Raw genomic sequence first — 25,122 nt, 5'->3', positions numbered from 1 at the left:
GTTCCTCTTCCATCAGTGCTCGAAGGCCTTCCTCAAGACGCCTCGTGGCATGGGCAACCCGCCGCCCCCGCGTGAGTAGCTCAGAACGGGGGGCACCATACAACACGCAGCTGTTGGCGGGTGAATCGATGAGCCAACTCTGGCCTCTCGCTCGAGGTCTTTAGCCCCCGCCGCGCCACCAGCTTCCGAACAATCGACGATGGGTCAAGCGAGCAACCCAGGGCGGGCAAGTGCCTGTACTCAGGGGCTGATCCAGCAGAGAGAACTCCACCTCCCCGGCAGGCGCCTCGTCCACCCCAGGTCATGAGGCAAACAGCGGCGCAGCCGAGCGAACGGAAGCGAGCGGCGTCAGTAGTCGTTGCTCCAGATGAAGTCCGCGCCGCCCTGCTGGGCATCGCCGTACTCCACCTGGACGCCCCAGCGCGGACCGAACTGGTACTCGAGCCGCACCGCGTTGGTGTTCTCCCGCCGCGTGGTGGACTGCGTCTGCGGCGAGCCCAGGCGGCCGGTGTAGCCCAGGTACAGCTTGTCCGTGAGGTACTTGCCCACCTCCAGCCTCGCTCCCGCCAGGCCCTCCTCTCCGGCCTCGATGGTGAGCACGTCCAGCGGCAGGTTCGCGGCCAGGGCCTTGCGGGCCTGCGAGGCCAGCACCGAGCCCAGCACCGACGCCACCTGCCCCTGGTTCATCGACGCGCCCGAGCCCGCCCGGAGCGTGCGCCGGCCCGTGGCCAGCAGCGTGTAGATCTCCGTCTCCGGCAGCGGCGGCTCGCTGGTGGGCTTGATGGTGATGTCCTTGCCCTGTCCGCGCACGGCGACGAACACCGTCACGTCCGCGCTCTCGTTGTTGTACTCGGCCGTGGCGTTGATGTACGGCGCCATCGGCGGGCCGGTGAAGCGCACCTGGCTGGATTTCTGGATGTCGAAGCGCCGGCCGAGCACCTCCACCTCGCCGCGAATCACCCGCACCTCGCCGTAGATGGAGGTGGTGTTCGCGGACTCGACGCGGAAGTTCTCCGACAGGCCCACCTCCGCGTTGACGTCCGAGCCGTGCACCCAGAGGTTCCGGGGGGCGTTGATGCTCACCCAGTACTGGCGCTGAGGCTCCCCCCTGGCCGGGCCGGCACCTCCCGTGGCGGTGCCCGGGCGGCCCGGTTGGGCCCTGGGCTCGCTGCTCCTGGAGCCGTTCATCGGCGTCCCGTTGCACACGAGGACGATGCCCTCGGGCCGATCCATCGTCTGCACGTCCTTGCGTTTGATGTCCGGCAGGGTGATGTGGGCCTCGGGGATGGTGAGGTTGCGGATGTTGACGAGCTGGCTGGACACCTCGCCCTCGAACTCGGTGCGCAGCCGGATGAGGGCCAGGAGCTGGTCCTCCAGGACGAGCGGGAAGTCATTCAGGTTGCCCTGGCCGGTCAGGAGGAACTGGCCCGACTTCGTGCGGTTCGCCTTCGCCTTGAAGTTCAGGGAGCCGCCGCCGCTGGTCGCGGAGAAGTCGGACAGCTCCAGGTTCTGCTCGGTGACGTTGAGCGCCACGTGCACGTTCTGGTAGTCGCCCAGGCCGTCCAGGGCGAGCTGGCCGTTCTTCCACTCGAGCCTGCCCCGGAGGTTGGGCGCGCCGACGGTGCCATCCACGTGCACCTTGTCCATCCGCAGCATTCCGCCGATGGAGCGCACCATGGGCAGCTGGGAGCCGGAGAGGAAGGACAGGTCGAACTGGTGCGAGTCCACGTCCACCTCCAGGGGCGTCCGGGAGTAGTCCACGCCCCGGCGCAGCGCCGACAAGGACAGGTCCTGCGTGGCGTGGCCCCGTGCCACCAACGTGCCGCCATTGGGCGAGGTGAGGTTCGCCGTGAACGTGGAGCGGGCGTTGTCATAGGCGTAGTGCAGGCGTGCCTGGCCGAGGCCAATCTGATTCACGCCGATGTTCTGCACTCCGGCGGTGAGGTCGACCTGGGGCTGCTCCAGCGTGCCGCGCGCCCGCAGGCTCAGCGAGAGGACGTTCTGGTTCCCGCTGACGGTCTGTTGGGGGAGGGACTCCGGGGTCCTGCACTGCGCGCCCAGGCCGGCCCGGGGTGAGGTGGTCTCGGCCAGGCCCATGAGGTCGCGCTGCGAGATGGGGCCGGCACGGATCGCCAGCGTGAAGGGCACCCGGCCCACGATCTCCTGGTCCTGCAGCGAGGCGATGGGGGCCTCGACATTGGCGTCCACCTGCGCGAGCAGCATGTCCTCGCGTCGCGCGACGAGCTGGAGCTTCACGGAGGCGTCATCCGTGCGCAGCGCGAGGTTGCCATCGAGGGGCTGGAGGCCGTTCATCGTCGCCCGCCGGGCCTCCACCTTCACCTCGCCCACGGGCGCCAGCAGCGGGCCGGTGAGGTGGGCCGTCATCGACACCGAGCCGCCCGCCCGGTCCGCCAGCCCGAATCGTGACAGCAGGCCGAGCGGCGCATCGAGCACCTCGGCGCGCAGCTGCCGCATGGGCGTCTCCAGCGCCTGGGCCGCGGTGGGAGGGTTCTCCAGCAACCGGCCCAGGGTGAAGGGCGTCTCGAGCGAGGCGGTGGCCTTCGAGCCGATGCCCTTCAGGTCCAGGGTCGCGCTGAGCGTGCCGTCCTGGTCGTCGGTGCGGGCGGTGAGCTCGAAGCCGATCGGCTCCCCGTTCAGCTCGGGCGGGAGCGCGCCGGGGGCGATCACCACGGGCGGTGGCTGCCGGGGCGTGGGTCCCCAGTAGCGCAGCTCATCGCCCTTCAGCACGAGCTCCATGCGGGGATCATTCGCCTGCCCCTTCATCGTGAGGGAGCCGGAGAGGATGCCGGTGGCGGACTCCGGTTGACCGGCCATGCGCAGCGCGGGGCCGATGTCCACGCGGTCCACGGTCAGCTCCAGGCTCACGGGCTCGCGGCGGCGCTTCATCAGCCCCTGCACCGGCATGTCGAAGTTGGCGGAGACGTGGCCGGCGGGCGCGTCGGCGGTGAAGGTGCCGGTGGCGCGGTCTCGCACGTAGCGGCCCTTCAGGTCGAAGGCCAGGTCCGAGTACTGCTGGTAGCGGCCACCCCGCAGGGAGAGGTCCATGTGGGCGTCCGGCCGGGACATGAGTCCGCTCACCTCCAGGTGGCCGGAGAGCTGGCCCGCGACGTCGAGGTCGGGCGGCAGGAAGGCCTTGGGCAGCCGCCCGAGGTCGAAGGCGCGCAGCTCGGTGCGCGCGTCGAGCCGCTCGCCCCGCTTCGTCAGGGAGAGCGACAGCGCCTGCGTGCCGGAGGAGAGCGAGAGGGGCGCCACCTCCACGCGGCCGTTGCCCCAGCCCACGTGCGTGGGCTGCTGGAGCGTCCAGCCGGCCTCGGGGTAGCGCAGGGTGAGGGTGTCGAGCCCCAGGCCCTGGTTGTCCTTGTCCACGGTGCCGCGCAGCGACACGAGGAGCTGCGTCGCGCCTCCGGTGCGGACGGTGGCCTCGAGGGCCCGGCCCTGGGTGATGAGCGAGGCGTTCAGGTCCTCGAAGGTGCGGCCCCCGGCGCTCAGCTTCGTGGCCTTCAGCGTGGCATCCGCGGTGAGGGGCTGGGTGGCGTCCGGCACGCGGGCGTCGAGCGTGAGCCCCTGCACGGAGGTGTCCGCCCAGGCGAGTGCCTCGAAGCCGCCCGAGAGGGAGACGGAGGGATGGCGGGCGGGGCCGGACACGGTGAAGTCCAGGGCGCCGTGGCCCGAGAGGGGCAGGGGCTCGCCGCTGCCCAGCCGGCCCACGGTGTTGGCGAAGTTGCCCAGGTTGGAGGCCACGAGCCGGCCCGTGAGCCGCACGTCCTCCTCGGTGCCCGCGCCGCGCGCGGTGAGGCTGACGCCCGGGGCCTGGGCCTGGAGCTGGGAGAGCTCGAAGCGGCCATCCTTCGCGCTCGCGTGCAGCTCCATCGGTCCGAGGGGCTGGCCGTCGATGCTGGAGGGCGGCACGGTGAGGTCCACGGTGCCATCGAGCGTCTCCAGGCTCTTGCCGCCGCCGCGCACGCGCAGGTCCGCCGCGAGCACGGTGCTCGGTCCACCGCCCAGCAGCTTCGCCAGGTCCAACTCGCGCACACGCGCGGTGAGGCCATCCGTGCGCAGTCGCGCCGTGTCAAAGGAGCCCTCCACCTCGGCGGTGCCACCCGCGGCCCGTCCGTCCAGGTCCACCTTCACGGTGTCTCCGGCCTGGAGCAGGGTGCCCGAGAGCGTGACGGGCGCGGCCACCGGGTAGGAAGGGAGGAAGGCGCGTGCCAGCTCGGGGCCGAGGGTGAGCTGCTTCACCTCGGCGCGGGCCTGGTTCTCGCCCTCGAGCCCACCGCTCGCTCGCAGGACGAGCCCCGGGGCGTCGAGGTCCACATCGGCGTCGAGCTTGCCTTCCTCGCCCCCGGCCTTCAGCGACAGGCGGACCGGGCCCGCGAGGGGCCGTGCGAGGCTGGCGGTGGCGTCGAGCTTCGCGTCGAGTCCCTCGGTGGCCGCGGTCCAGGAGGCCGTGCCCGTGGCATCGAGGTCGTCCAGGCGCAGCTCGCGGTTGCCCTCGGCCGCCTCCGCCACGTAGTCGACGGAGCCATCCACGAGCTGGAAGTCCTCGAGGGTGAAGCGCAGGGTGCCGCGGGCCTGGTTGGGAGGCTCCTCCGGCTTGGGCTCCCGTGGCTCGATGGCGCGCGAGAGGTTGAGGCCGCGCTCGTCCTGGTGGAGGTAGAGGTGGGGCTGCTCCACGCGCGCGGCGCTCAGCACGATGTGCTTGCGCAGCAGCGGGGCGAGCGCCACCCGTGTCTCCACCCGGTCCACCGCCGCCACCAGCTCGCCCTCGGGGTCGTACAGCTTCACGTCGGTGAGGTCGGCGGAGAGCAGGCCGATATCCAGTCCGCCAATCTCCACGCGGCCGGAGAGCTGCTTGTTCGCCTGTTCGACGACCAGGGCCCGGATGCGGGCCTCACCGGCCGGTCCCGTCACGTAGAGGAGCGCGCCGGCCACGAGCACCAGCACCAGCCCGAGGAGCCCGAGCAGTCCCCACAGGAGCCAGCGGCCCCAGTGTTTCCGGGGTGGGGTAGTTGCACTCAAAACGCCTCTCCAATCGACAGGAAGAACGTGCAGAGACCTTCAGGGGCCCCCGCGTATTCCCTTGCGTTCTCGACGTCCGTCCCTCCCAGCCCGAAGCAGTCACCCAGGCCGCCGATGGAGCCTGCTTCACCGGTGGCCGGGTCGAAGATGGGGAGGGGACGGCCGATATTCAACCTCCGGGCCAGGTCCAGCCGTACGGGCCCCACGATGGTCTGGTAGCGCAGGCCGAAGCCCACGGCCTGGTAGTGGTAGTCCCCGAAGATGCGGCCGCTCTCCCTGCGGACGTCGTCCTGACGGGGCCCGAAGTTCAGCGGGCCGGCGCCGACGAGGCCGGAGTCGTGGAAGGCCGCGAGGGACAGGCCTCCGAACAGCTTGAAGCGCAGCTCCACGGAGGTCTCCAGGAGGCTGTTGCCGCCGATGGGGACCACCTGAGCCGACGGCTGTTCCGCGTTCGGGTTGCTGCGGTTCATGGGGGACAGCCGCCGGCTGTTGAAGCCGCGCATGGAGCCTCCGCCACCCGCGAAGAAGCGGTTGACGACGGCGCTCTCCTGCCGGATGCGCTCACCCGTCTCGTTGGTGACGACGGGGGTGAGCAGCGTGCCCAGCCGCAGCCGCGCCGCGAGCGTGATGACGTCCCTCGGGCCGAACGTGAAGTATCCCCGCACATCCGGCAGCACGCGCAGGAAGGTGTAGTCTCCCTGGAGCGGCCCGCCGCCCTCCTGCAGCGACAATCCGGCGTAGTAGCCGCGGGTTGGCGCGATGGGGTCGTCCCGGCGGTCCCACTCGGCCGTCTGCTCCAGGTAGCTCACCGAGATGTTGCAGGTGTCCTGTTCCCCCCCCGCCGGGCAACCCAGCACGAGGGTGGGCACGGTCGTCTGGTCCTGGAGACCCCGTTGGCCCTGCAGCCGGTAGAGCTCCAGGTTGTAGGTGGGCGAGAAGGAGAAGTCCGGGTGGGGCTGCCAGATGACGCCGCCCCGCGCGCGCCCGCCGATGAAGTTGTACGCCTGCTCGAGTCCCCGCTCTCCGGTGAGGGACGCCTGCAGGCGGAGATCTCTCGCGAGGAAGCGCGGCTGCTCGAACTGGGTGGAGAGCTGGAAGACGAGCCCGTGCGGGGTGCTGAGGTTGGGCGTGTCCCCGCGGCCATCCCCATCCGTGTCGATCTGGTCGAAGGCGGCGGTGAGGGTGGGGATGAAGGCGTAGCCCACCCGGCCGCCCACGGTGAGCCGGCGCAGGCCGCCGAAGAAGTTGCGGTGGGTCCACTCGCCCAGCAGGCGCACTTCCTGCCGGGCCGCGTCCAGGCCCACGCCTCCACCCAGGCGGACGGAGCGGAAGGGGGCCTCGCGCACGTCCACCACCACCGGCACCGTGCGGGCCTCGCGGTCCGGGGCGCCCCGGTTGACCTTCACCGCGCCGAAGACACCCATGCGGAAGACGCGCGCCTGGGCCTCGGCCAGCGCCGACTCGCTGTACCAGTCGCCCTTGTTCACCGCGCCCTGCGCCTGCTCGATGATTCGCCGCGGGTTCACCTGGGGGTTGGCCTCCGTGGCCACGAAGATGTTGCCGAAGCGGTAGCGCGGGCCCGCGCGCACCCGCAGGTCCACCCGCGCCCCATGCGTGGCCAGGTCCACCCGCACCTCGCCGCCCACCTCCGCCTCGGCGTAGCCCAGCTCGCGCAGGCGCTGCTGCACCAGTTCCTTCGTCGCCGCCCACTCCTCCTCGCGGAACACCTCACCCTCCACCAGGGGCAGCTCCGCCAGGGCCTTCTGCCGGTGCTCCTCGGACAGCGCCTCCAGGCCCGTCACGTCGAGGGCGGCCACCTGGGTGGGCTGCCCCTCATTCACCGTCACCTCGAGGGCGATGCCGTTCTTCCCCTTGGGCTGCTCGTTCGCGGATTCGATGCGGGCCTCGTAGAAGCCCTGGGCCTGGTAGAAGCGCACGATGCGCCGGAGGTCCGCCTGCCACGTGTTGGGGTCGAAGTAGTTCGGCCCGACGAAGGGGTTGAAGGGCTCCCACCACGGCGTCTTGCTGGTGACGATCTTCTCCTTGATGTCGGAGGCGCTGACCTGGTCGGTGCCCTTGATGTCGAGTCCTACGACCTTGGGCTGGTCCGGCTGTTGGGCCCCCGAGGTGGTGGCGCACCCGGCCGCGAGGACGAGGAGGAGCAGGGCGGAAAGGAGCGGGCGAAGGAGCAAGGCGGCATCCACGGTGGGGTCATAACCTGGAAGTCGCCCGGTTGACTCGCAAGGTGTGTGGGGGCTCGTCCATCGGACAGTCGACTCCGGCCGGAGCGCGGACTCTGTCCGCTGGCACGCGCCGGAGGCGCTCGGGGCGTGCATCCCGGGCGCATCTGCCCCAGAGTGGGGGCCGTATGCCATGGCGAATCAGAGGACTCCTGGGAGCGGCTGCACTGGTGGTGCTCACCTCCTGTGGGGTGAGCGAGGACGAGGCGGTTCGGCTCAAGGAGGGTGAGACCCTGGGTGAGCCGGAGATCGGCCTCGATTACTGCACCACCTTCGGCTGTGAATACCAGGGGCAGTACTGCCTGGAGGTGTTCTTCGAGTACGGCCGTTCGCCCGCGCTGTGCCTCTTCGCGGACGTATGCGACAAGCTCGAGTGCGTGAAGGCGGGGCAGGAGTGCGCCATCTTCGATGGCTTCCCCGGCCAGGTGAAGTGCATCGACCCGCGCTAGGGCGTGCCCCCGTCGGAGACGCTCTTCTCGCACGAGTAGGCGGCGTCCCAGGCGTCCCGGCACGTGTCGAACTGGGTGAGGGTCCGCCCCTCGCCCTCCCTGGGGACGCAGAACCAGCTGTGGTCCGCGCCACAGCCGTAGGCCTGCACCAGCGCGGTGCGGCAGGTCTCGGCGATGGCGTCGATGTCTCGCGTGCAGGTGCGCACGCAGTCATCCCAGTAGTCGTCGTCGGATGACGCGCACGACGTCGCGCCCTGGGTGGGGACGGCGCCTATCTGCCCGTAACAATAGCGCTGGCAGAGCCGCTCCTCGGGAGAGGGCGTCTCCGCGCACCCGGTCATCAGGGCGCCGAGGCCCACCAGCAGCACCGGCATGAGGCGGCGGTTCGTCATACGTCCCCCGGAGGTGGGCGCGGCGCCGGGCCACCCGCGGGGGAGTGGCCCGGGCCGTGGAGAGAGCCTCAGCGACGGGCCGAGGCGGTGAGGAGCCCCAGCCGCTCGGCGGCCGTGCGCGTCTCCTCGAGCGTGAGGAGATCCTCGACGTTCTGGGTGATGCGGTAGGACCAGTTGGCGTCGCTCATGGAGCCCGGCAGGTTGATGCGGTCGCGGGTGCCGAGCACGTCCTGCCAGGGCAGCACGCACAGGTCGCTGCCCGCGTTGAGCGCCGCGGCCAGCGTGGCCCGGTGGACGGCCGGGGAGAACTCGCGCGTGGCGGTGATGCTCTGGAACTCGGGGTAGACGCGCGCGATGGCCTGACGCTCGTCCTCCGAGGCCATCTCCCACCACTCGGCCACGGGCTCGGTGTCATGGGTGCCGGTGGTGACGAGCGACACGGCCGGGAAGTCATGCGGGTTGCGGTAGACGTGGTCGTCCCGCTCCCAGCGCAGCACCCGGTAGCCGGGCAGGCCCAGGTCCCTGAGGATGGTGCGCACGAAGGGCGGAATCACGCCCAGGTCCTCGGCGACGATGCCCGCGTCCTGTGACAGCAGGCGGAAGTGCAGCTCGCCGTAGCGCCTCCAGGCCTCCTCGTTGTCGGGGACGAAGCGGCCGGTGGGCGTCTGCTCGTCGCGGATCCACTGGCGGAAGTAGCCCACCGCGTGGTCCACCCGGCGCAAGTCGTAGTAGCTGGCGGCCTTGGCGGCGCGCGACTTGAGCCAGCGGTAGCCGTCCTTCTCCATCTGCGCGAAGTCGAAGTAGGGCAGGCCCCAGTCCTGGCCCGTGGCGGAGAAGGCATCCGGGGGAACGCCCAGGCGCGCGTCGCGGCGCAGCACGTCCCGGTGCGCCCACACGTCCGAGCTGTCCTGGCCGATGATGAAGGGCTCATCGCCGCACAGCAGCACGCCGCGCGCCTTGGCCAGCCCACGCACCGCGTTCCACTGCACCTCGGCCACCCACTGCAGCCAGGCGTGGTAGCGCACCTCGCGCTCCAGCCGCTCCGTCTCGGCCGTCAGGGCCGCGGCGTGCCGGTCCCGCAGGGGCTCCGGCCACTCCCACCAGGGGGTCTGGTTCCGCTCCTGGGAGATGGCGGTGTAGAGCGCGTAGCTCTCCAGCCACTCGCCCTGCTGCTGGCGCCAGTCGCGGAACTCCCGGGCGCGCGGACCGTTGGGCCACTCGTTGCGCTCGAAGTGCTCGAAGGCGCGCCGGAAGGCGGCGCCCTTGAGGCGGAAGACCAGGTCGTAGCGGATGCGGGGCGCCGCGCGCGCCTCGGCCAGCATGTGCTTCTCCTCGTCGGAGAGCGCCGCCTCGCCGCCGGTGGCGTGGAACTCGGGCAGCATCTCCAGGTTGATGAAGAGCGCGTTGAGACCGAACGCCGAGCGCGTGGAGTAGGGGCTGGGGTCGCCAGGGGCCGTGGGAAGCAACGGCAGCAACATCAGCAGGCGCTGACGCGCCGCCTCCATCCAGTGGAAGAGGCCATCGAGCCCGCCGAAGTCGCCGATACCGAAGTCGGTCCTCGAGCGGAGGGAGAAGAGGGGCAGCAGGAGACCGGAAATTCGGCCGGTGGAAGCCATGGTGCGCGCACAATGCACCACGCGCACCCCGCTGTGAACTGTCCTGTCGGCCGGACGTGCCGCGCCGTGCCCGCCCGCCATCCCGGAGGGATTCCGGGCATCCCGGCCCCACCCCAAGGGTTGACGGCACAATGGGCCGGCGGCATCCGTTCTTCGTCCGTGCGCCTCCCCGTCTCCTTCTATGCGCGCCCCGCGCTCACCGTTGCCCGTGAACTCCTGGGTGCCCACCTCATCGTCGACGAGGGGGGTTGGCGGCGCGTGGGGCGCATCGTGGAGACGGAGGCCTACGTGGGGGAGCACGACCTGGCCTGCCATGCCGCCAAGGGGCGCACTCCCCGGACGGAGGTGCTCTTCGGGCCGCCGGGGCGGGCCTACGTCTACCTCATCTATGGCATGTACCACTGCTTCAACGTGGTGACGGACGTGGAGGGGGTGGCGTCGGCGGTGCTGGTGCGGGCGGTGGAGCCGGTGGAGGGGCTACCCGCCGGGGCCCGGACGGACGGGCCGGGCAAGCTGTGCCGGGCCCTGGGGCTGACGCTGGCCCACAACCGGGAGGACCTTCAGGGCGCTCGGCTCCACCTCGAGGCGGGGACGCCCCTCCCGGAGGCGCAGGTGGCGCGCGGGCCGCGTATCGGGGTGGATTATGCCGGAGCATGGGCCCTGGAGCCCTACCGGCTCTGGCTTCGAGGCAGTCAACACGTGAGCCGTCCCCCGTCCAGCAGGCGTCGCGAGCGTGCTTGACGTGGGACGGCGTGACTGGAAGGGTGCGCCCACATGTCCGACGAGGCCGTCAAGGAAGAGGACCGGCAGCTCGTGGCGCGGGCCCAGGCCGGCGACATCAGCGCCTTCGAGGCATTGGTGGACGCCCACAGGGACAAGGTGTACGGCCTGGCGTTGCGGATGACCCGCTCCGAAGCGGATGCCGCTGAAATCACCCAGGACACATTCCTGTCCGCCTACCAACACCTCAAGGACTTCCGCGGGGATGCGGCCTTCAGCTCCTGGGTTCACCGCATCGCGGCGAACAACTCGCTGATGCGGCTGCGGCACCGGCGCGTGGTGCAGGCGGCCGAGGAAGAGCTCCAGGGCCCGGAGTTCACCGAGCGGGGGAGTCTGGCCGAGTACCCCGCACAGGACTGGAGCCGCAACGCCGAGGGCAAAATCCTCGACGCCGAGCTGGGGCGGGCCATCCAGGAGGCGACCGACCGGCTGCCCGAGGGGTACCGGGAGGTCTTTCTCTTGAAAGACCTGGAGGGGCTCAGTTACGAACAGATCGCCGAGGTGACGGGGGACACCATCCCCGCCATCAAGAGTCGGTTGCACCGGGCCCGCCTTGCGCTTCGCGACGCCATCGATCGATTCTATAATCAGAGTGATGTGCGCGAGTGAAACCCATCAGGGGGCTGGGCATCTTCGTGAGTAACGGGGCAAGCCACGGCCGAGGTTCGGATGTACACGTGTAAAGACGCCATCAACCTCCTGTTGGACTTCATCGATGGCGAGATGTCGCCCGAGGAAGCACAACGCCTGCGCGAGCATCTGTCCGGTTGCGCGCCGTGCATCGATTTCCTGCGGACCTACAAGGCCACGCCGGGGTTGTGTAAGCGTGCGCTGGCCCAGCAGATGCCGCAGGAAGTCTCGACGAAGCTCACCGAATACCTGCGCGCGCGCATCAAGTCCGCCTCGTGAAGCTCAACCTGAAGTCGCTGTCGCTGCTGGAGTTGCAGCAGGCCCTGGCCCCCGCGGAGCCCTCGCCCGTCGCGGTGCGCAAGGTGTTCGCCGCCATCTTCGCCCATGGCGCCTCCTCGGTGGAGGAGGTGTGCCAGGCACCCCAGGTGCCACGGCGTGTCGCGGACTTCCTACGTGGAAACACGGAGATGACCCGGCTGGAGGTGGTGGAGCGCCGCCAGGCCGAGGACGGCTTCGTGAAGTACCTCTTCGCCTCGCCCCTGGGGGGCCGGGTGGAGGCGGTGCGCATCCCCATCTTCGATGAGAAGTACGTGGTGTGCGTCTCCAGCCAGGTGGGTTGTGCGCTGGCGTGCGACTTCTGCATGACGGGCAAGCTGGGTTTCAAACGCAACCTGCGCACCTGGGAGATCCTGGATCAGGTGATGCAGATCCGCGCCGAGGCGGACAGGCCCGTGCGCGGCGTGGTGTTCATGGGGATGGGGGAGCCGCTGCTCAACTACACGGAGACCCTGCGCGCGGCGCAGATCCTCTCCCACCCGGCGGGCTTCGCCATCTCCGGCCCGTCCATCACCTTCTCCACCGCGGGCCATGTGCCGGCCATCCGGCGCTACGTGCGCGAGGGGCACCCGTACCGGCTGGCCTTCTCTGTGACGAGCGCCATCCCGGAGAAGCGGGTGAAGGTGCTGCCCATCGAGAAGACGCACCCGCTGCCGGAGCTGGTGGAGGCCATCCGCGAGTACGCCACCGTGCGCCGCGAGCGGGCGATGATCGCCTACGTCGCCATCAGCGGCTTCAACCTGGAGCGTGAAGATGCGCTGGCGTTGAAGCAGGCGTTCGAGGGCATCCCCATCAAGGTGGACCTCATCGACGTGACGGATCCAACGGGCAAGTACCTGCCACCCTCTCCCGAGGAGCTGAAGGCGTTCAGGGATCACCTGCAAATCCTGGGGGCGCCCATCGCCCGGCGGTATTCGGGAGGCAAGGAGATCGGGGCGGCGTGCGGGACGCTGGAAGCTTCACAATACGGGGGCGTGGTGCTGCCCCCGCCCGTCAACGCTGGTTAGTTTGACGGGGCATGGTCGAGTACCTCGACAATCTCATCGCGCACATCGGACTGTTGGGACTGCTGGTGCTCGGATTGGCGGCGGCACTGGAGTACGTGGTGCCACCGTTCCCCGGAGACACCATCACACTGCTGGGCGGGGTGTATGCCGTGCGGGGCGAGCACCCATGGCCCCTGGTGTTCCTGGTGGTGGTGGCGGGGAGCGTGGCGGGGGCGTTCATCAACTACCAGGTCGGGCGGTGGTTGGTGGGGCGCTTCGAGCGGCGGCCGGGAGACGCCTTCTTCGGCATCACCCACGCGCGGCTGGAGGCGGTGCAGGGGCAGATGCGGCACAAGGGGCCGTGGCTGTTGTTGGCCAACCGCTTCATCCCGGGCGTGCGGGGGTTGATCTTCGTGGCGGCGGGGGCGGCGCACATGCCGCGCAGCAACGCCCTCATCCTCGGAGCGCTGTCGGCGATGGCGCACACGGGTCTGGTGCTGGCGCTCGGGGCGGCGGTGGGCGGCAACCTGGAGCGGCTGGAGGCGCTGATGTGGCGCTACCAGCGAGCGGTCCTCGGGTTGGTGGTGGTGGGCGTGATGGCGGTGGTGGTGCGCGCCCTGGCGAAGCGCAAGTCGCCCGCCACCTGAGGGGCGAGCGCCGAAGCCCGTCGACGTCACCCGAATGACAGGGCCAGGGTCGTTCATCCACCCATTTGCGGCTCCTGCTTGTCCACCCACAAGTCCTCGAAGCGCACCTGCGGCGGCGTCTGGTGCAGCCGCAAGGCCTGCACCCGGCCGCTCGCGGCGGCGTGTATGCGGTGGTGGAAGAGGGGGATGATGGGACAGTCCTCGTGGGCAATCCGCTCCGCGAGCCGGTAGAGCTGCTTGCGCCGCTCGGGGTCGATGGTGACGCGCGCCTCCGTCGTGAGCTTGTCCAGCTCCTCGTTGCGGTAGCCCAGCGAGTAGACCGTCTGCGCCTTCGAGTTGAGGTGGAAGTAGAGGAAGTTGTCCGGGTCCGGGTAGTCGGCGAGCCACCCCACCCGGAAGGCGGGGAGCCGCCCCTCGCGCCGCCGCTCCGCGAACTCCTCCGCGCTCAGTTGCACGTGCTCGAGCTCCACCAGCCCCGCCTCCATCAAGAGCCGGAAGAGGACGGCGTCCTCGGCCGAGGTGTCACGTCCCACCGCGTGGTAGAGCGTCAGCTTCAGTTTCCGCATCCCGGCCTCGCGCAGCAGCCGCTCGGCCAGGCCGAGGTCTGGTTGCGGCTCGGGCATCACGCCCTCGTCGTCCAGCAACTCCGGGGGCGTCACCGTGCGGGCCACGCGCGCGCCCCTGTGGAAGCGGTCCACCAGCCCCTGGAAGTCCAGGCCCGCGCGGAGGGCCTTTCGGACACGCACGTCGCTGTACGGGGGCTCACGCAGGTTGAAGCCGAGGAACGACGTGGACGGCGTGGTGCTGGTGACCACCTGCTGTCCGTCCTGCTCGAGCGATTCCACGTGCTGGGCGAACAGGTGCGAGACGATGTCCACCGTGCCCTCCCGCAGCGCGCTCACGGCCTGCTCGCGAGACGCCAGCAGGTGGAACTCGAGCCGGTCCAGCAGGGGCTGTCCCCCGCGCCAGTAGGTGGGGTTGCGCTCGAGCACGATGCGCTCCGAGCCGAAGCTCGCCTGCCGGAACGGACCCGTGCCCAGCGCCTGTCCGTTCGGGTTCAGCCGGGCCACCGCCGTGCGCGGCAGGGCCATCAGATGGAGGAAGAAGGCCTTGGGCTCCACCAGCCGGATCTCGAGCGTCTGATCATCCAACACCTCGATACCCGACACCTCGCTGGCACGACCCGCCGCGAAGTCCCTGGCTCCTTCCACGTCCTCCAGCAGGCCCCGGTCCGGTGACTTCACCGCTGGATCCAGCAGCCGCTCGAAATGGCGCTTCACGTCGCGCGCGTTCAGGGGCGTCCCGTCATGGAAGGTGACACCCTTGCGCAGGTAGAAGCGGTAGCGACGTGCCGAGGGGTCCGCCTCCCAGCGTTCGGCCAGGTCCGGCACCAGCACGCCATCGTCCAGCCGCAGCAGGCTGGAGAAGACGCAGCAGCTCATCTCCAACAACTGGTTGTCCACCGCGAAGAGGGGATCCAACCCGCCCAGGGCCCGGACGAAGGCCGTCTGGTGGATGCCCGCGTGCAACGTGCCGCCCGGGTGCGGGGCCGGGAGCCGGAAGCGGAACACCTCGCTGTCCAGGCTGGCCGCTTCGTGCGCCAGCTGGTCCACCGTGCGGCTCAGTCCATCTCCGATGCGGATGACCTGGAGCGCGTCCTCGCGCACCCGCGCCACCTCCTCGCCAATGGCCGAGTCCCCGCGCATCAGCACCACGTGCGCCGCCCGGATTTCCTCGATGGCCGTGCTCAGCCGCACCACCGCGCTGGACAGGTCCCTGCCGGTGCGTGCCTGGCCCTCGGCCTTCTGCGAGGCCTCCTGTGCCAGCCGCGCCATCTGCTGCGTCTGGTGCACCAGCTCGCGCCCGTGCGCCGCCTGCTCCATGGCCGCCCGGGTCACGTCATCCACGCGCCTGGCCACCCGCCGGCTCGCCTCCACCACCGTGGAGCCCTGCGCCTCCAGCCGCTTCGTCTCCGCCAGCGTGGCCTCCACCGCCGAGAAGGTGCGCTGGGTGATGGTGCGAATCTCCATCAGCGCCTCGGCCGCGCGGTCTCCCAACAGCACGCCCGTGCCCGCCTGCTCCCGGCCCTCCTTCACCAGCGACACCGCCGTGTCCACCTCCCGGCGTACGCCGCCCACCATGCTGGCGATCTCCCGCGTGGAGCGCGCGGTGCGCTCGGCCAGGTTGCGGATTTCGTCCGCCACCACGCCGAAGGGCCGCCCCTGCTCTCCGGCCTGCGCGGCGATGATGGCCGCGTTGAGCGCCAGCAGGTTCGTCTGGTCGGCAATCTCCTGGATGACGTCCACGATGCGGCCAATCTGCGTGGAGCGCACCCCGAGCGAGTCGACCAGCTCCGCGGCCTTGCGGACCGTCTCCTCCACCCGGTACATGCCCTGGACGCAGTCGTTGACGAGCACCTCGCCGCGCTCGGCGGTGGCCGTCACTGCGTGGGCCAGTTGGTTGGTCTCCGAGGCACGGTGGCGCACCGCATCGATGCCCGTCTGCACCACCTGGACGAAGGCCTCGGCCTCACTGGCGAAGCGCGCCAGCTCGTCGCCCGAGGAGGCGATGTGGTGCAGCCGCTCGCTCATGGCCTGCACCTGCTGGGTGGTGCGGTGGGAGAAGTCGTCCAGCGCGAGCAGCGCCTCGGCCACCTGTCCGAGCCGCTCGCTCATCTCCCCCAGCGAGCCGTTGGTCTCCTGGGCGAAGCTCTCCAACTGCGTCACGCGCTTGCCGGCGGCCTGGAGGCTCTGGCCCATGCTGTTGACGGACTCCTGCGAGCGCCCCACCGCTCCGCCCTGGCGGCGCGCGGCCTCCAGCAGCACGCGCACCTCCTCGGACACGCCCTGGCAGGTGCGGCGCACGTTGCCCGTCACCCGCTGCACCTGGCCCAGCGCCCGGCGCAGGGAGAAGAGGAGTCGGCGCACCTCGCGCTCGTCCTCCATCCCCGAGTAGGCGGTGTGGGTGAGGTCTCCCTCGGCCAGCCGGGTGAGCAGGCTGGTGCGCTCCCGGGACTGCCTCGCCTCCCAGAAGAACCAGAAGGCATGGTGCGTCAGCAGCAGCACCAGGGGGGAGCCGATGACCAGCACGGACCAGCCCCGCCAGTCATTGGGTTGGCCGGTGAGGGCATGGAGCAGCCCGCCGATGAAGAGGGCAATGGCGAGCCCTCCGACGACCAGGAATGCGAGGAGGTGCTTTTTGGGGGCCATGAGAGAACGAGGACGTCCCAGGGTATCCCGCATTCTCGCCCGGATCCTCAAATCGGCGCAGACTGGGGGCGTGTTCGCTTTCGTCCCCGTGCTCCTGCTCGCCCTGTCGGCGGGAGGCGTTCCGCCCGCTTCCCCTCCCGAGGAGTCGGCCAGCTTCGTCTTCGCCTGGAGGGGCGTGCCGGTGGGCACCGTCTCCCTCACCTTCTCATCCGAGGCGAATCGCTTCCATTACACCTCGCGACACCTGCACACCCGCGGGGGTCACCTGGGGGAGCGCGTGCGGGAGGTTTCCCTCGAGACTGGCCCGGGAGGCACCGTGGTGGGGCGCACGAGCATCCCGCAGGCGTTGTGGCTGTGGCGGGGCCCCCCCGCCCTCGGGTGTGTGACGGGACGGGAGGAGCTGTCCGGCCGCGAGGGACCCCACTGCGTCACCGCTGTCCGGGGAGACGCGGTGGAGGGGACGATGTTCGGCCAGGCCTTCACCGCCCGCTACGACACGCGCGGACGGATGGTGATGTTGGAGGTGGGCGAGTCACGCTTCACCTCGGTGCCTCCGGGCGTGCGGTTGAAGCCTCCACCGGACCTCTTCTCACGGGGCCTGCCGGTGGAAGGGGAGGTGGGGCCGCTGTCCTTCTCGCCCCCGTGGCCTCTCGACGCGCGTCCCGAGTGGCTGACGACCTGGCGGGTCGGGGAAGCGCGAGCGCTCGCGGCGGCGGTCCACGCGGCCTTCGCGGAGAAGGGCCCCGGGGCCGCGGACTGGAACGAGAAGGGCGAAGGCGAGGCCGGTGGGTGTCTGGCCCATGCGCTGCGCTTCGCGGCCCGGGCGGCGGCGCGGGGGCAACGCGTGGCATTGGTGCACGGGCTGCTCGTCGTGGACGGAGGCCCCGCCCGGCCTCATGCGTGGGTGCGCGTGGGACTCGAGGGCGGCGGAACGTTGGACCTGGATCCCACCTCGTTGGATGCCGTCACTCCCGAGACCCACCTTCCCCTCGCGGTGGCCGAGCCGGGAGGGCCCTCGGTGGAGGCGGGGGAGCGGTGGTTGGCGCTGCTGCGCGGCGAGCACCGGGTGGTGCGCCGGCCTCGCGCGCGGTAGCGGGGCCCCTGCTCACTCGAAGGGGATGACGGACACTTTCGCGCCCGCGGGCGCGTCCAGCAGCTCCTTGGCCCTTGCCGGCAGGTAGGCGTTCTTGTCGTCCAGCCGGGCCATGGTGCGCACCGCGCGGAAGCGGTTGCGCCCCGACTCGCGCTCGAAGGCCACGAGCACGTCGTCGCCCTCCAGGTCGAAGTCCGCCTCGGCCAGTTTCACCGAGCGGTAGCGGCGCACCACGGAGATGTCCGAGAGGTTGGCCTCGAAGTGGGGGCCCCCGTCGAATGGATCGATGCGCTCCACGTAGCGGAAGCCGACGCGCTCCAGCATCCGCTGCACGCCCTTGGTGTTGGGCCCCACCTCACCGAGCACCTTCTGCACGCGCTCGGGGAAGAGCGACGCGTAGACGTCCGAGGAGGGGAAGAGCTCCTTGATGAACTCCTTGTTCTGCCGGCTGAGGCGATCCGCCTCCTGGTAGGTGAGGCCGGTGAACTTCTTGCCGCACGCCTCCCACAGCAGGCTGCGCCCGTCGGGCAGGAGCGGTGGCAACAGCTCGGCGAGCACCCGCGGGCGGAAGATCCGCTTGTGCATGGCCATGAAGAGGAAGCGCACGAAGGACAGCTGCTTGCCGGGCTTGTCCGGCGTGGCGCGGTAGGGCGGATCCACCACCAGGCCGCCGATCTCCGTGGGGCCCTCGTAGTTGTAGCCGATGGACAGCACCTTGTGCCGGAAGTGCCGGCCGATGGTGGCCGAGTAGTGCTCGCGCTCGGAGACGTCGTAGTAGATGTGCGGTGACTCGTAGGTGCCGTGCTGCGCGATGATCATCGACGTGCCGATGATCAACTCGTTGCGCACGTCCTCCAGGACGAAGAGGTATTCGCGCTCGAAGGGGTTCTTCACCTTGCCCGCGAAGCTCTTCACGGACTTGTCGATGATGGCCTCGAGCGTCTCCTCGTTGTTGGGCAGGTTGACGGTGTTGAGCACCGCGGCGAGCCGCTTCAGGCCGGGTAGGTCGGTCTTCTGGACATCGCGCAGGACGAGCATGGGTGTACCCGGATTCCCCCCCCTCATACGGGGGGAACCGCAGAGAGCGCGCACCATACACCACCCATGCACGCCGTCAGCCGGTTGCATGCCCGTTCCCTCCAACGCGCCGCGTTGAGACCGGTGCTCGTCCGGCTGGCCGCCCGGTTCACCCAATTCCTTCCACTTCTCGAGAGGTTTCCCAGAGGGAACAGCCGCTCCTCTGGCCGCCTGCCGGGCTGTCAAGGCGAAAGAAATAACAGCCGCTTGAAATAAAGAAGGAACGTGGGAGCGTGGCCCTCGTCGTTGAGTGTCAAACATCGTGAGGGCGCGCCTTGAGAAGACTCCTGGTTCCACTGCTCGCCATGTTGCTGTCGGGGCCGTCGTGGGCCGGTATCGTCTGGAAGGGGGACTTCGAAACGGGGAACACCTCCCAGTACTCGAGCGCCCAGCAGGTGAGCGCGGACCGGCTCCGGGTGGTCTCGTCACCGGTGTACCAGGGCCGCTACGCGCTCGAGGCCACGGTGAGGCAGGGGGATGACCCCATCAACTCCAGCGGCAACCGCAACGAGCTCGTCTACCAGGGCCGTGAGAAGGAGGGCTCGGAGTACTACTACCGCTGGCAGGTGATGTTCCCTGCGGACTACCCCAGCGTGAAGACGTGGCAGGTCTTCACCCAGTGGCACCACAATGGCTGCTGCGGCTCTCCTCCGGTGGAGTTCTTCGTCTACGGCGAGGAGATCCGCCTCACGCTCACCGACAGCGACACGCCGTGGAAGACGACGCTGAAGCGCGGCGAGTGGCAGGACTTCATCTTCCACGTGAAGTGGTCACCGGATGCGAGCGTGGGCTTCGTCGAGCTGTGGCACAACGGCCAGCTCGTGCTGCCCCGTTACGCGCACGCGACGATGTACCCGGGGGATGGCATCTACTTGAAGCTCGGCCTCTACCGGAGCGACACCGTGCAGCCCGTGGGCGTCGTGTACCACGACGGTTTCATGCAGGCGACGCAGCTGCGGGATGTGCTGCCTCCCGTCTCCTCGCCGGACGCGGGCACGCCAGCGCCGGACGCGGGCACGCCAGCGCAGGATGGGGGCGTCATCTCCACCTCCCCGCAGCCGGACAGTGGCTCCGCTGGCCCGCCGCTCCCCGAGGAGCCGGTTCGCGTCGGGTGCTCGAGCGCGGGCGGGCCGCTCTGGGTGATGGCGCTGCTGGGATTAGGTGGTCTGCTACGACGCGCCCGGCGCCGGGAGAGGTAGCGCTACCCGTCCTCCATGAGGCGTCGTATGAGACGCCCCATCGAGAGGAGAACCGGGATGAGCGACGCACGTGAAGGAGCGGTGCCCCACTTGAGCCCCGAGGAGTTCCGGCGGCTGGGCCATCGGATGGTGGATTGGATCGCGGACTATTGGTCCCGCCTGGAGTCCTTCCCGGTGCGCTCGGCGGCGGCTCCGGGCGAGGTGATGGCGAAGCTCCCCGCGCACCCGCCCGAGGAGGGACTCGGCGGTGACGCGGGCTGGGAGGCCGTCTTCCGCGATCTGGAGCAGGTGGTGCTGCCCGGCATCACGCACTGGCAGTCGCCGTCCTTCTTCGCCTACTTCCCCGCGAACGCCTCCGGGCCCGCGGTGCTCGGCGAGCTGCTGTCCGCGGGCCTGGGCGTGCAGGGCATGCTCTGGTCCACCAGCCCCGCCGCCACCGAGATGGAGACGCGCGTGCTGGACTGGTTGGCCGAGCTGACGGGACTGCCGGCCTGCTTCCGCTCGGACTCGGGCACCGGTGGCGGCGTCATCCAGGGCACCGCCAGCGAGGCCACCCTGGTGGCCATGGTGGCGGCTCGAGAGCGGGTGCGGCGCACGCTCGGCAAGGAGCGGGAGCTGGTGGCCTATACCTCCACGCAGGCGCACTCGTCCGTGTTGAAGGCGGCCATGCTGTCCGGCGTGGTGAGCGGCGTGGCGGATGACGTGCACCTGCGCCAGCTCGGGACGGACGCCGGGTACGCCCTGCGCCCGGACGTGCTGGAGAAGGCCCTTCGCGAGGACCTGGCCGCTGGCCGCCAGCCCTTCTTCGTGTGCGCGTCGCTGGGCACCACCTCCTCGGGCGCGATGGATCCGGTGCGCGCCATCGGCGACGTGCTGGAGCGCACGGGCGTACGCGGCGCGGGCGGCTGGCTGCACGTGGACGCGGCGTGGGCGGGCTCGGCGCTCATCTGCGACGAGCACCGCGCGATGTTGGACGGCCTGGAGGGCGTGGACTCCTTCGCCTTCAACCCGCACAAGTGGCTGCTCACCAACTTCGACTGCAACGCCTTCTACACGCGCGAGCGCAAGGCGCTGCTGGACGCGATGAGCGTGATGCCCGAGTACCTGCGCAACGCGGCCACCGCGAGCGGCGCGGTCATCGACTACCGGGACTGGCAGGTTCCGCTCGGCCGCCGCTTCCGCGCGCTGAAGCTGTGGTTCGTGCTGCGTCACTATGGCGCCAGGGGGCTGCGGGCCTACATCCGCGAGCACGTGCGGCAGGCGGAGCTGTTCGCCTCGTGGGTGAAGGCCGACGAGCGCTTCGAGCTGGCCGTGCCGCGCTCGCTGGCCCTCGTGTGCTTCCGGCTGCGGCCGAGGCCGGGCGAGGAGCCCTCGGCCACGGACGCGCGCAACCGCCAGCTGCTGGAGCGGCTGAACGCGAGCGGCAAGGCCTTCCTCACCCACACCGTGTTGCCCGGCGTGGAGGGCGCGCCCGCGCGCTACGTGCTGCGCATGGCCATCGGCTCCCCTCGTACCGAGGAGCGGCACGTGCGCGCGGTGTGGGAGCAGCTCGCCGCGCTCGCGAAGGAGTCGTGAGCCGCTGTCCGCCGCCTATTGGTTGATGGGCGGCTGCAGCACGCCGAGGCGCTCGAGGTCGTGGCTCATGGCCGCGCGCACCGCCTCGAGGATGGCATCGTCGGAGAAGTACTTCACGATGATCATCCCGGGGGAGACGAAGGAGAGCGCCCGGTCGAGCTGTCGCCGCAGGTGCTCGAGGGTGAAGAGGGTGAAGCCGAAGCGCCTGCCGTCCTGCAGGCGGACCACGACGTCCAGGCTGCCGTCCTGGTTCGAGGCGAGCTCATCGGCGACCAGGATGGAGGCAATCGTCCCATCCTTGATATCGAGGGTGCGCATGGTGGGCCGACTGTAGTCGCCCGCCAGGCGGGGAGGAGGGGCGGGGTGCGGCTCCCGTCCTCTGCTGCACCAATGCCGAGGGGGATGCCGACGCGAGGGAGACGGTATAGGTTCAGGGCACGGGAGGAACGCCTGAAGTCACCTCGCAGACCCACGAAGGAGGAGCTCCTCGCCGCCGTGGGGCGGACGATGCCGGACCTGATCGCGCCCGGGCTGCGGGTCCTCTTCTGTGGCATCAACCCCAGCGTGTACTCGGCCGTCGTGGGCTACCACTTCGCGCGGCCGGGCAACCGGTTCTGGCCGGCGCTGTACGCCTCGGGTTTCACGGAGCGTCTGCTCGCGCCGCACGAACAGGACGAGTTGCTCGCACGCGGCTGCGGCATCACCAACGTGGTGGACCGGGCCACCGTGTCGGCGGACGTGTTGACGGACGAGGAGCTCGCCGAAGGAGGGCGACGTCTGGATGCGAAGGTGCGGCGCTACCGTCCCCAGTGCCTCGCGGTGCTGGGCATCGGCGCATGGCGCACCGCGTTCAAACGCCCCAGGGCCTCGCTGGGTCCACAGCCGGAAACGCTGGGTGACACGCGCGTATGGGTTCTCCCCAATCCGAGCGGGCTCAACGCGCACTACCGGCCCGAGGACCTGGCGCGGTTGTTTCAAGAATTGAGAGTCGCGATGGCGTCGCGCTAATGGCGTGCTCGCTCGTGGCTGCTCTGTGAAGGGATTGAATCCCTATTCGGTGCGTTCCTGGCGCCGTGTGTCGTGATTCGTCACTCGACAGCGAAGCGCCCGACCGGGTACATCCGCTGTCATTCCCTTTCTTGATGATCCTTCCGGACGATCGGGTTTCACTGTTCGTGCGGAAGGTGTGTGCCCATCTGAATTCGCACCCATGAGCCCGTCCATCCACGCACTGGAGCGCCTGTTTTTCCCCGAGGGGAGTACCCCGGAGCAGCAGCGGCGACTGATGAGTCTGCTGGATCGGCTCGTCACGTCCGCGGGCCCGGCGCGGGAGTCCTCCCGGCGCGCGGAGGAGTGGGAGCGCGCGAGCACGCTCGATGATGGGCGCCGTGTCGATCCGCGTGAGCTGCCCGCGCGGGGCGAGAGCCTGGATGCGGTGGTGGCGCAGCTGCTGCATCTCATGAAGGGCTCCTCCTCCGGCCTGAATCTGCCCGGGCTGATGGGCGCCGTGGCCACGGTGCTCGCGAGCGGTGGCGAGGTGCGGGACGAGGAGGGACTCCGGGCGGACGAGGCGGAGTCGCGCGTCGTCGCCATGGTGTCGCGGATGGTGGGCTACGACGCGGAGCGGAGCGGAGGCCGCGTCCTGTGGAGCGCACGCGCGGCGGTGCTCGCGGGGTTGCGCGTGGCCCTCGCGAAGCATGCGCCGGAGGCCCGGCGGAAGGGGGTGCCGCGCAACCTCTATTGCTTCGCGGTGGAGTCGGGAGACGACGCCCTGCTCGAGGCGGTGGAGACCACGGGCCTGGGTGGCTACCACCTCATCCGCGTGAGGAAGCGCGAGGACGGCACGATGGATCCGGTGGATCTGCGCGCCAAGATGCTGGCCGTGACCTCGGGCGGGGATGTGCCCGTCTATGTGGTGGCGGCCATGGGGGCCGAGGGCTCCTCCGCCATCGATGATCTGCGGGAGCTGCGTGAGGTGGTGGACTCCATCACCACGCTGTACGGACTGCGGCCCGTGCACCTCCACGCGGACGCGGCGTGGGGTGGGCTCTACGGCGTCTTCAACAGCTACGACTTCCACGCCAACCCGCTGGGCTTCGAGCCCCGGGTGCTGGAGGCGCTCGCGCTCATCCAGACGCGGATGCGGCACCTGCACCTGGCGGACTCGGTGGGAATGGATTTCCGGTGGCTGGGACGGGCCTCGTTTCCGGCGGGCTTCTTCCTGCTCCGCAATGGCGTGGAGTTGCGCATGGTGGGCCTGCGCTCGCTGGAGGCGCAGAACGGTCTGGCCCTGCTCGCGCAGCTGCGTGCCTTCGGGCTGGAGGGGTACCGGCAGGTCCTGGCCGAGGTGCTGCTGGACGAGCGCGCCGCGCGTGGTGGCGTGGGACGGGGCCTGTCCGGAGACTCCACTGAGGTCGGGGCGTCGCACCCGAGTGGTTCGGAGGTGGCCTCGGGCCTGGCTCCGGAGGTGATGACCCTGCCCGGTCTGCGCTCGCTGCTCGCCCGGCCGAGGAACTGAGCGAGCCGTCCCCGGCGGACTTCCCGTGTTAATTTCCGGGGAGATGTCGTCCAAGAACAAGGTCGCGCTCGTCCTGAGCTACCAGTACCCGGGCAAGTACGCGCTCACCGTCCTCGCGGGGGCGGTGGAGGCGGACGCGGTGGGGCAGGACGTGGCCCTGCGCTTCCCGAGGGACCGGGAGTCGTTGCTGGCCACGGTGCGGGAGTGCCTCGACGAGGGGTACCGGGTGGTGGTGGCGTGGTCGTTCTACTCGGCGAGCTTTCCCGGAGCGGCGGAGGAACTGGCCTGGCTGCGTGAGCGGCTGGAGGGCCGCGAGGTGCTGTGCATCGCGGGTGGGGTGCACGCCACGGCGGAGACGGAGCAGACGCTGCGAGCGGGCTTCGAGCTGGTGGCGGTGGGAGAGGGCGAGCCCGTGCTGCTGGAGCTGCTCGGCCGGCTGGTGCGCGGCGAGGACCCGAAGCAGACGCGCGGAATGTCGCGGCTGGTGGATGGGCGGATGGTGTCGCAGGGGCGGGGCGAGGGCGTGGTGCTGGACACGTACCCGCCGTTCGCGGCGAAGCACTCGAAGTTCGGGGCGCTGGAGATCACGCGTGGCTGCATCTACGCGTGCCGGTTCTGCCAGACGCCGTTCATGAACAAGGCGCGCTTCCGTCACCGGAGCGTGGAGAACATCGCGCACTGGACGCGGGTGTTGCGCGGGGCGGGGAAGCGGGACGTGCGCTTCATCACGCCGACGTCCATGTCCTACGGCTCGCCGGACGAGTCGGTGAACCTGGAAGCGCTCGAGCGGTTGCTGGCGGCGGTGCGCGAGGCGATGGGCCCGGACGGGCGGGTGTTCTACGGAACATTCCCCTCGGAGGTTCGTCCCGAGCACGTGACACCCGAGTCGCTGGCGCTGCTCAAGCGCTACGTGGACAACGACAACCTGATCATCGGAGGCCAGTCCGGGAGCGAGCGGATCCTCCAGGCGAGCCACCGTGGGCACGACGTGGAGACGGTGGTGAGGGCGGCGAGCCTGGCGGTGGAGGCGGGCTTCGTGCCGAACGTGGACTTCATCCTGGGGTTGCCGGGAGAAGCGCCGGAGGACGTGAGGGCGACGCTGGCGTTGATGAAGCGGTTGTCGGAGCTGGGAGCGAAGGTGCACGGGCACACGTTCATGCCGCTGCCGGGAACACCCTACCGCGATGCGCCGCCGGGAGCGGTGGACGCGGAGACGCAGAGGGAGCTGGACCGACTGGCCTCACAGGGCCGGCTCTACGGCCACTGGAAGCAGCAGGTCGCACTGGCGAACGGAATCGCGGCAAGACGCCAACCCAGACGCTAGCCGAGCCTCCA

General features: G+C 70.1%; 19 protein-coding genes. 12 read left to right on the top strand and 7 right to left on the bottom strand.

Going from position 1 to position 25,122, the window contains the following annotated elements; translation table 11 throughout:
* Nucleotides 1-348: 348 nt before the first annotated feature.
* Nucleotides 349-5,040 carry a translocation/assembly module TamB gene (locus tag JQX13_RS05580; RefSeq protein WP_203408034.1) on the bottom strand — a complete coding sequence of 1,564 codons (4,692 nt, stop codon included), beginning with the start codon at nt 5,038-5,040 and terminating at the stop codon, nt 349-351.
* Nucleotides 5,037-7,232: a BamA/TamA family outer membrane protein gene (locus JQX13_RS05575; RefSeq protein ID WP_239014558.1), complete on the bottom strand. Its 2,196-nt coding sequence runs from the start codon at nt 7,230-7,232 to the stop codon at nt 5,037-5,039. Before JQX13_RS05575 ends, JQX13_RS05580 begins: the two co-directional genes overlap by 4 nt.
* A 176-nt stretch (nt 7,233-7,408) precedes the next feature.
* Between JQX13_RS05575 and JQX13_RS05570 the strand changes: the two genes are divergently transcribed.
* Complete coding sequence (locus tag JQX13_RS05570; RefSeq protein WP_203408032.1) at nt 7,409-7,729, top strand: hypothetical protein; 321 nt, start codon at nt 7,409-7,411, stop codon at nt 7,727-7,729.
* Here JQX13_RS05570 and JQX13_RS05565 read toward each other — a convergent pair.
* Both JQX13_RS05565 and JQX13_RS05560 read right to left on the bottom strand, forming a co-directional pair.
* On the bottom strand, nt 7,726-8,121 hold the full coding sequence (locus tag JQX13_RS05565; RefSeq protein ID WP_203408031.1) for a hypothetical protein: 396 nt from the start codon (nt 8,119-8,121) through the stop codon (nt 7,726-7,728). The genes JQX13_RS05570 and JQX13_RS05565 overlap by 4 nt on opposite strands.
* Before the next feature lie 68 nt (nt 8,122-8,189).
* Entirely contained in the window at nt 8,190-9,737 is a 1,548-nt protein-coding gene (locus JQX13_RS05560; protein ID WP_203408030.1) for a 4-alpha-glucanotransferase, read from the bottom strand.
* A gap of 159 nt (nt 9,738-9,896) precedes the next feature.
* Between JQX13_RS05560 and JQX13_RS05555 the strand changes: the two genes are divergently transcribed.
* From JQX13_RS05555 to JQX13_RS05535, 5 genes are read left to right on the top strand one after another with little or no spacing between them, the layout of a single operon-like run.
* Nucleotides 9,897-10,478, top strand: a complete 582-nt coding sequence (locus JQX13_RS05555) for a DNA-3-methyladenine glycosylase (protein ID WP_239014557.1) — start codon at nt 9,897-9,899, stop codon at nt 10,476-10,478.
* Between the two features lie 33 nt (nt 10,479-10,511).
* On the top strand, nt 10,512-11,126 hold the full coding sequence (locus tag JQX13_RS05550) for an RNA polymerase sigma factor (RefSeq protein ID WP_203408028.1): 615 nt from the start codon (nt 10,512-10,514) through the stop codon (nt 11,124-11,126).
* Between the two features lie 60 nt (nt 11,127-11,186).
* Entirely contained in the window at nt 11,187-11,426 is a 240-nt protein-coding gene (locus JQX13_RS05545; protein ID WP_203408027.1) for an anti-sigma factor family protein, read from the top strand.
* Nucleotides 11,423-12,490: a radical SAM protein gene (locus JQX13_RS05540; protein ID WP_203408026.1), complete on the top strand. Its 1,068-nt coding sequence runs from the start codon at nt 11,423-11,425 to the stop codon at nt 12,488-12,490. Before JQX13_RS05545 ends, JQX13_RS05540 begins: the two co-directional genes overlap by 4 nt.
* A gap of 11 nt (nt 12,491-12,501) precedes the next feature.
* Nucleotides 12,502-13,116, top strand: coding sequence for a DedA family protein (locus JQX13_RS05535; RefSeq protein ID WP_203408025.1), 615 nt, complete (start codon nt 12,502-12,504; stop codon nt 13,114-13,116).
* A gap of 53 nt (nt 13,117-13,169) precedes the next feature.
* Here JQX13_RS05535 and JQX13_RS05530 read toward each other — a convergent pair whose 3' ends face one another.
* Nucleotides 13,170-16,325, bottom strand: coding sequence for an ABC transporter substrate-binding protein (locus JQX13_RS05530; RefSeq protein ID WP_203408024.1), 3,156 nt, complete (start codon nt 16,323-16,325; stop codon nt 13,170-13,172).
* A gap of 70 nt (nt 16,326-16,395) precedes the next feature.
* Here JQX13_RS05530 and JQX13_RS05525 point away from each other — a divergent pair, with 70 nt between their 5' ends.
* A complete protein-coding gene (locus JQX13_RS05525) occupies nt 16,396-17,418 on the top strand; it encodes a lasso peptide biosynthesis protein (protein ID WP_239014556.1) in 1,023 nt (340 codons plus the stop codon).
* A gap of 12 nt (nt 17,419-17,430) precedes the next feature.
* Here the strand turns inward: JQX13_RS05525 and JQX13_RS05520 are convergent, their stop codons facing one another.
* On the bottom strand, nt 17,431-18,456 hold the full coding sequence (locus JQX13_RS05520; protein ID WP_203408022.1) for an arginine N-succinyltransferase: 1,026 nt from the start codon (nt 18,454-18,456) through the stop codon (nt 17,431-17,433).
* Between the two features lie 314 nt (nt 18,457-18,770).
* Between JQX13_RS05520 and JQX13_RS05515 the strand changes: the two genes are divergently transcribed.
* Together JQX13_RS05515 and JQX13_RS05510 are read left to right on the top strand one after the other, a co-directional pair.
* Nucleotides 18,771-19,694 (top strand): polysaccharide lyase, encoded by a 924-nt coding sequence (locus JQX13_RS05515; protein ID WP_239014555.1) that lies wholly within the window; start codon nt 18,771-18,773, stop codon nt 19,692-19,694.
* A gap of 57 nt (nt 19,695-19,751) precedes the next feature.
* Entirely contained in the window at nt 19,752-21,269 is a 1,518-nt protein-coding gene (locus tag JQX13_RS05510; protein WP_203408021.1) for a pyridoxal-dependent decarboxylase, read from the top strand.
* A gap of 15 nt (nt 21,270-21,284) precedes the next feature.
* On the opposite strand, the gene JQX13_RS05505 is transcribed toward JQX13_RS05510, so the two are convergent.
* Nucleotides 21,285-21,587, bottom strand: a complete 303-nt coding sequence (locus JQX13_RS05505) for a hypothetical protein (RefSeq protein ID WP_203408020.1) — start codon at nt 21,585-21,587, stop codon at nt 21,285-21,287.
* Between the two features lie 177 nt (nt 21,588-21,764).
* Between JQX13_RS05505 and mug the strand changes: the two genes are divergently transcribed.
* The 3 genes from mug to JQX13_RS05490 all read left to right on the top strand — a co-directional run bounded on the left by mug (nt 21,765) and on the right by JQX13_RS05490 (nt 25,111).
* Complete coding sequence (gene mug / locus JQX13_RS05500) at nt 21,765-22,277, top strand: G/U mismatch-specific DNA glycosylase (protein WP_430384151.1); 513 nt, start codon at nt 21,765-21,767, stop codon at nt 22,275-22,277.
* 202 nt (nt 22,278-22,479) lie between these two features.
* Nucleotides 22,480-23,787, top strand: coding sequence for a pyridoxal-dependent decarboxylase (locus tag JQX13_RS05495; RefSeq protein WP_203408019.1), 1,308 nt, complete (start codon nt 22,480-22,482; stop codon nt 23,785-23,787).
* Nucleotides 23,788-23,830: 43 nt separating this feature from the next.
* A complete protein-coding gene (locus JQX13_RS05490; protein ID WP_203408018.1) occupies nt 23,831-25,111 on the top strand; it encodes a TIGR04013 family B12-binding domain/radical SAM domain-containing protein in 1,281 nt (426 codons plus the stop codon).
* Nucleotides 25,112-25,122: the final 11 nt, after the last annotated feature.

This window comes from Archangium violaceum, from assembly GCF_016859125.1.
Taxonomy (GTDB): Bacteria; Myxococcota; Myxococcia; order Myxococcales; family Myxococcaceae; genus Archangium; species Archangium violaceum_A.
Note: the sequence above shows the minus strand (reverse complement) of the source record. Positions and strands in the feature narration are given on the sequence as shown.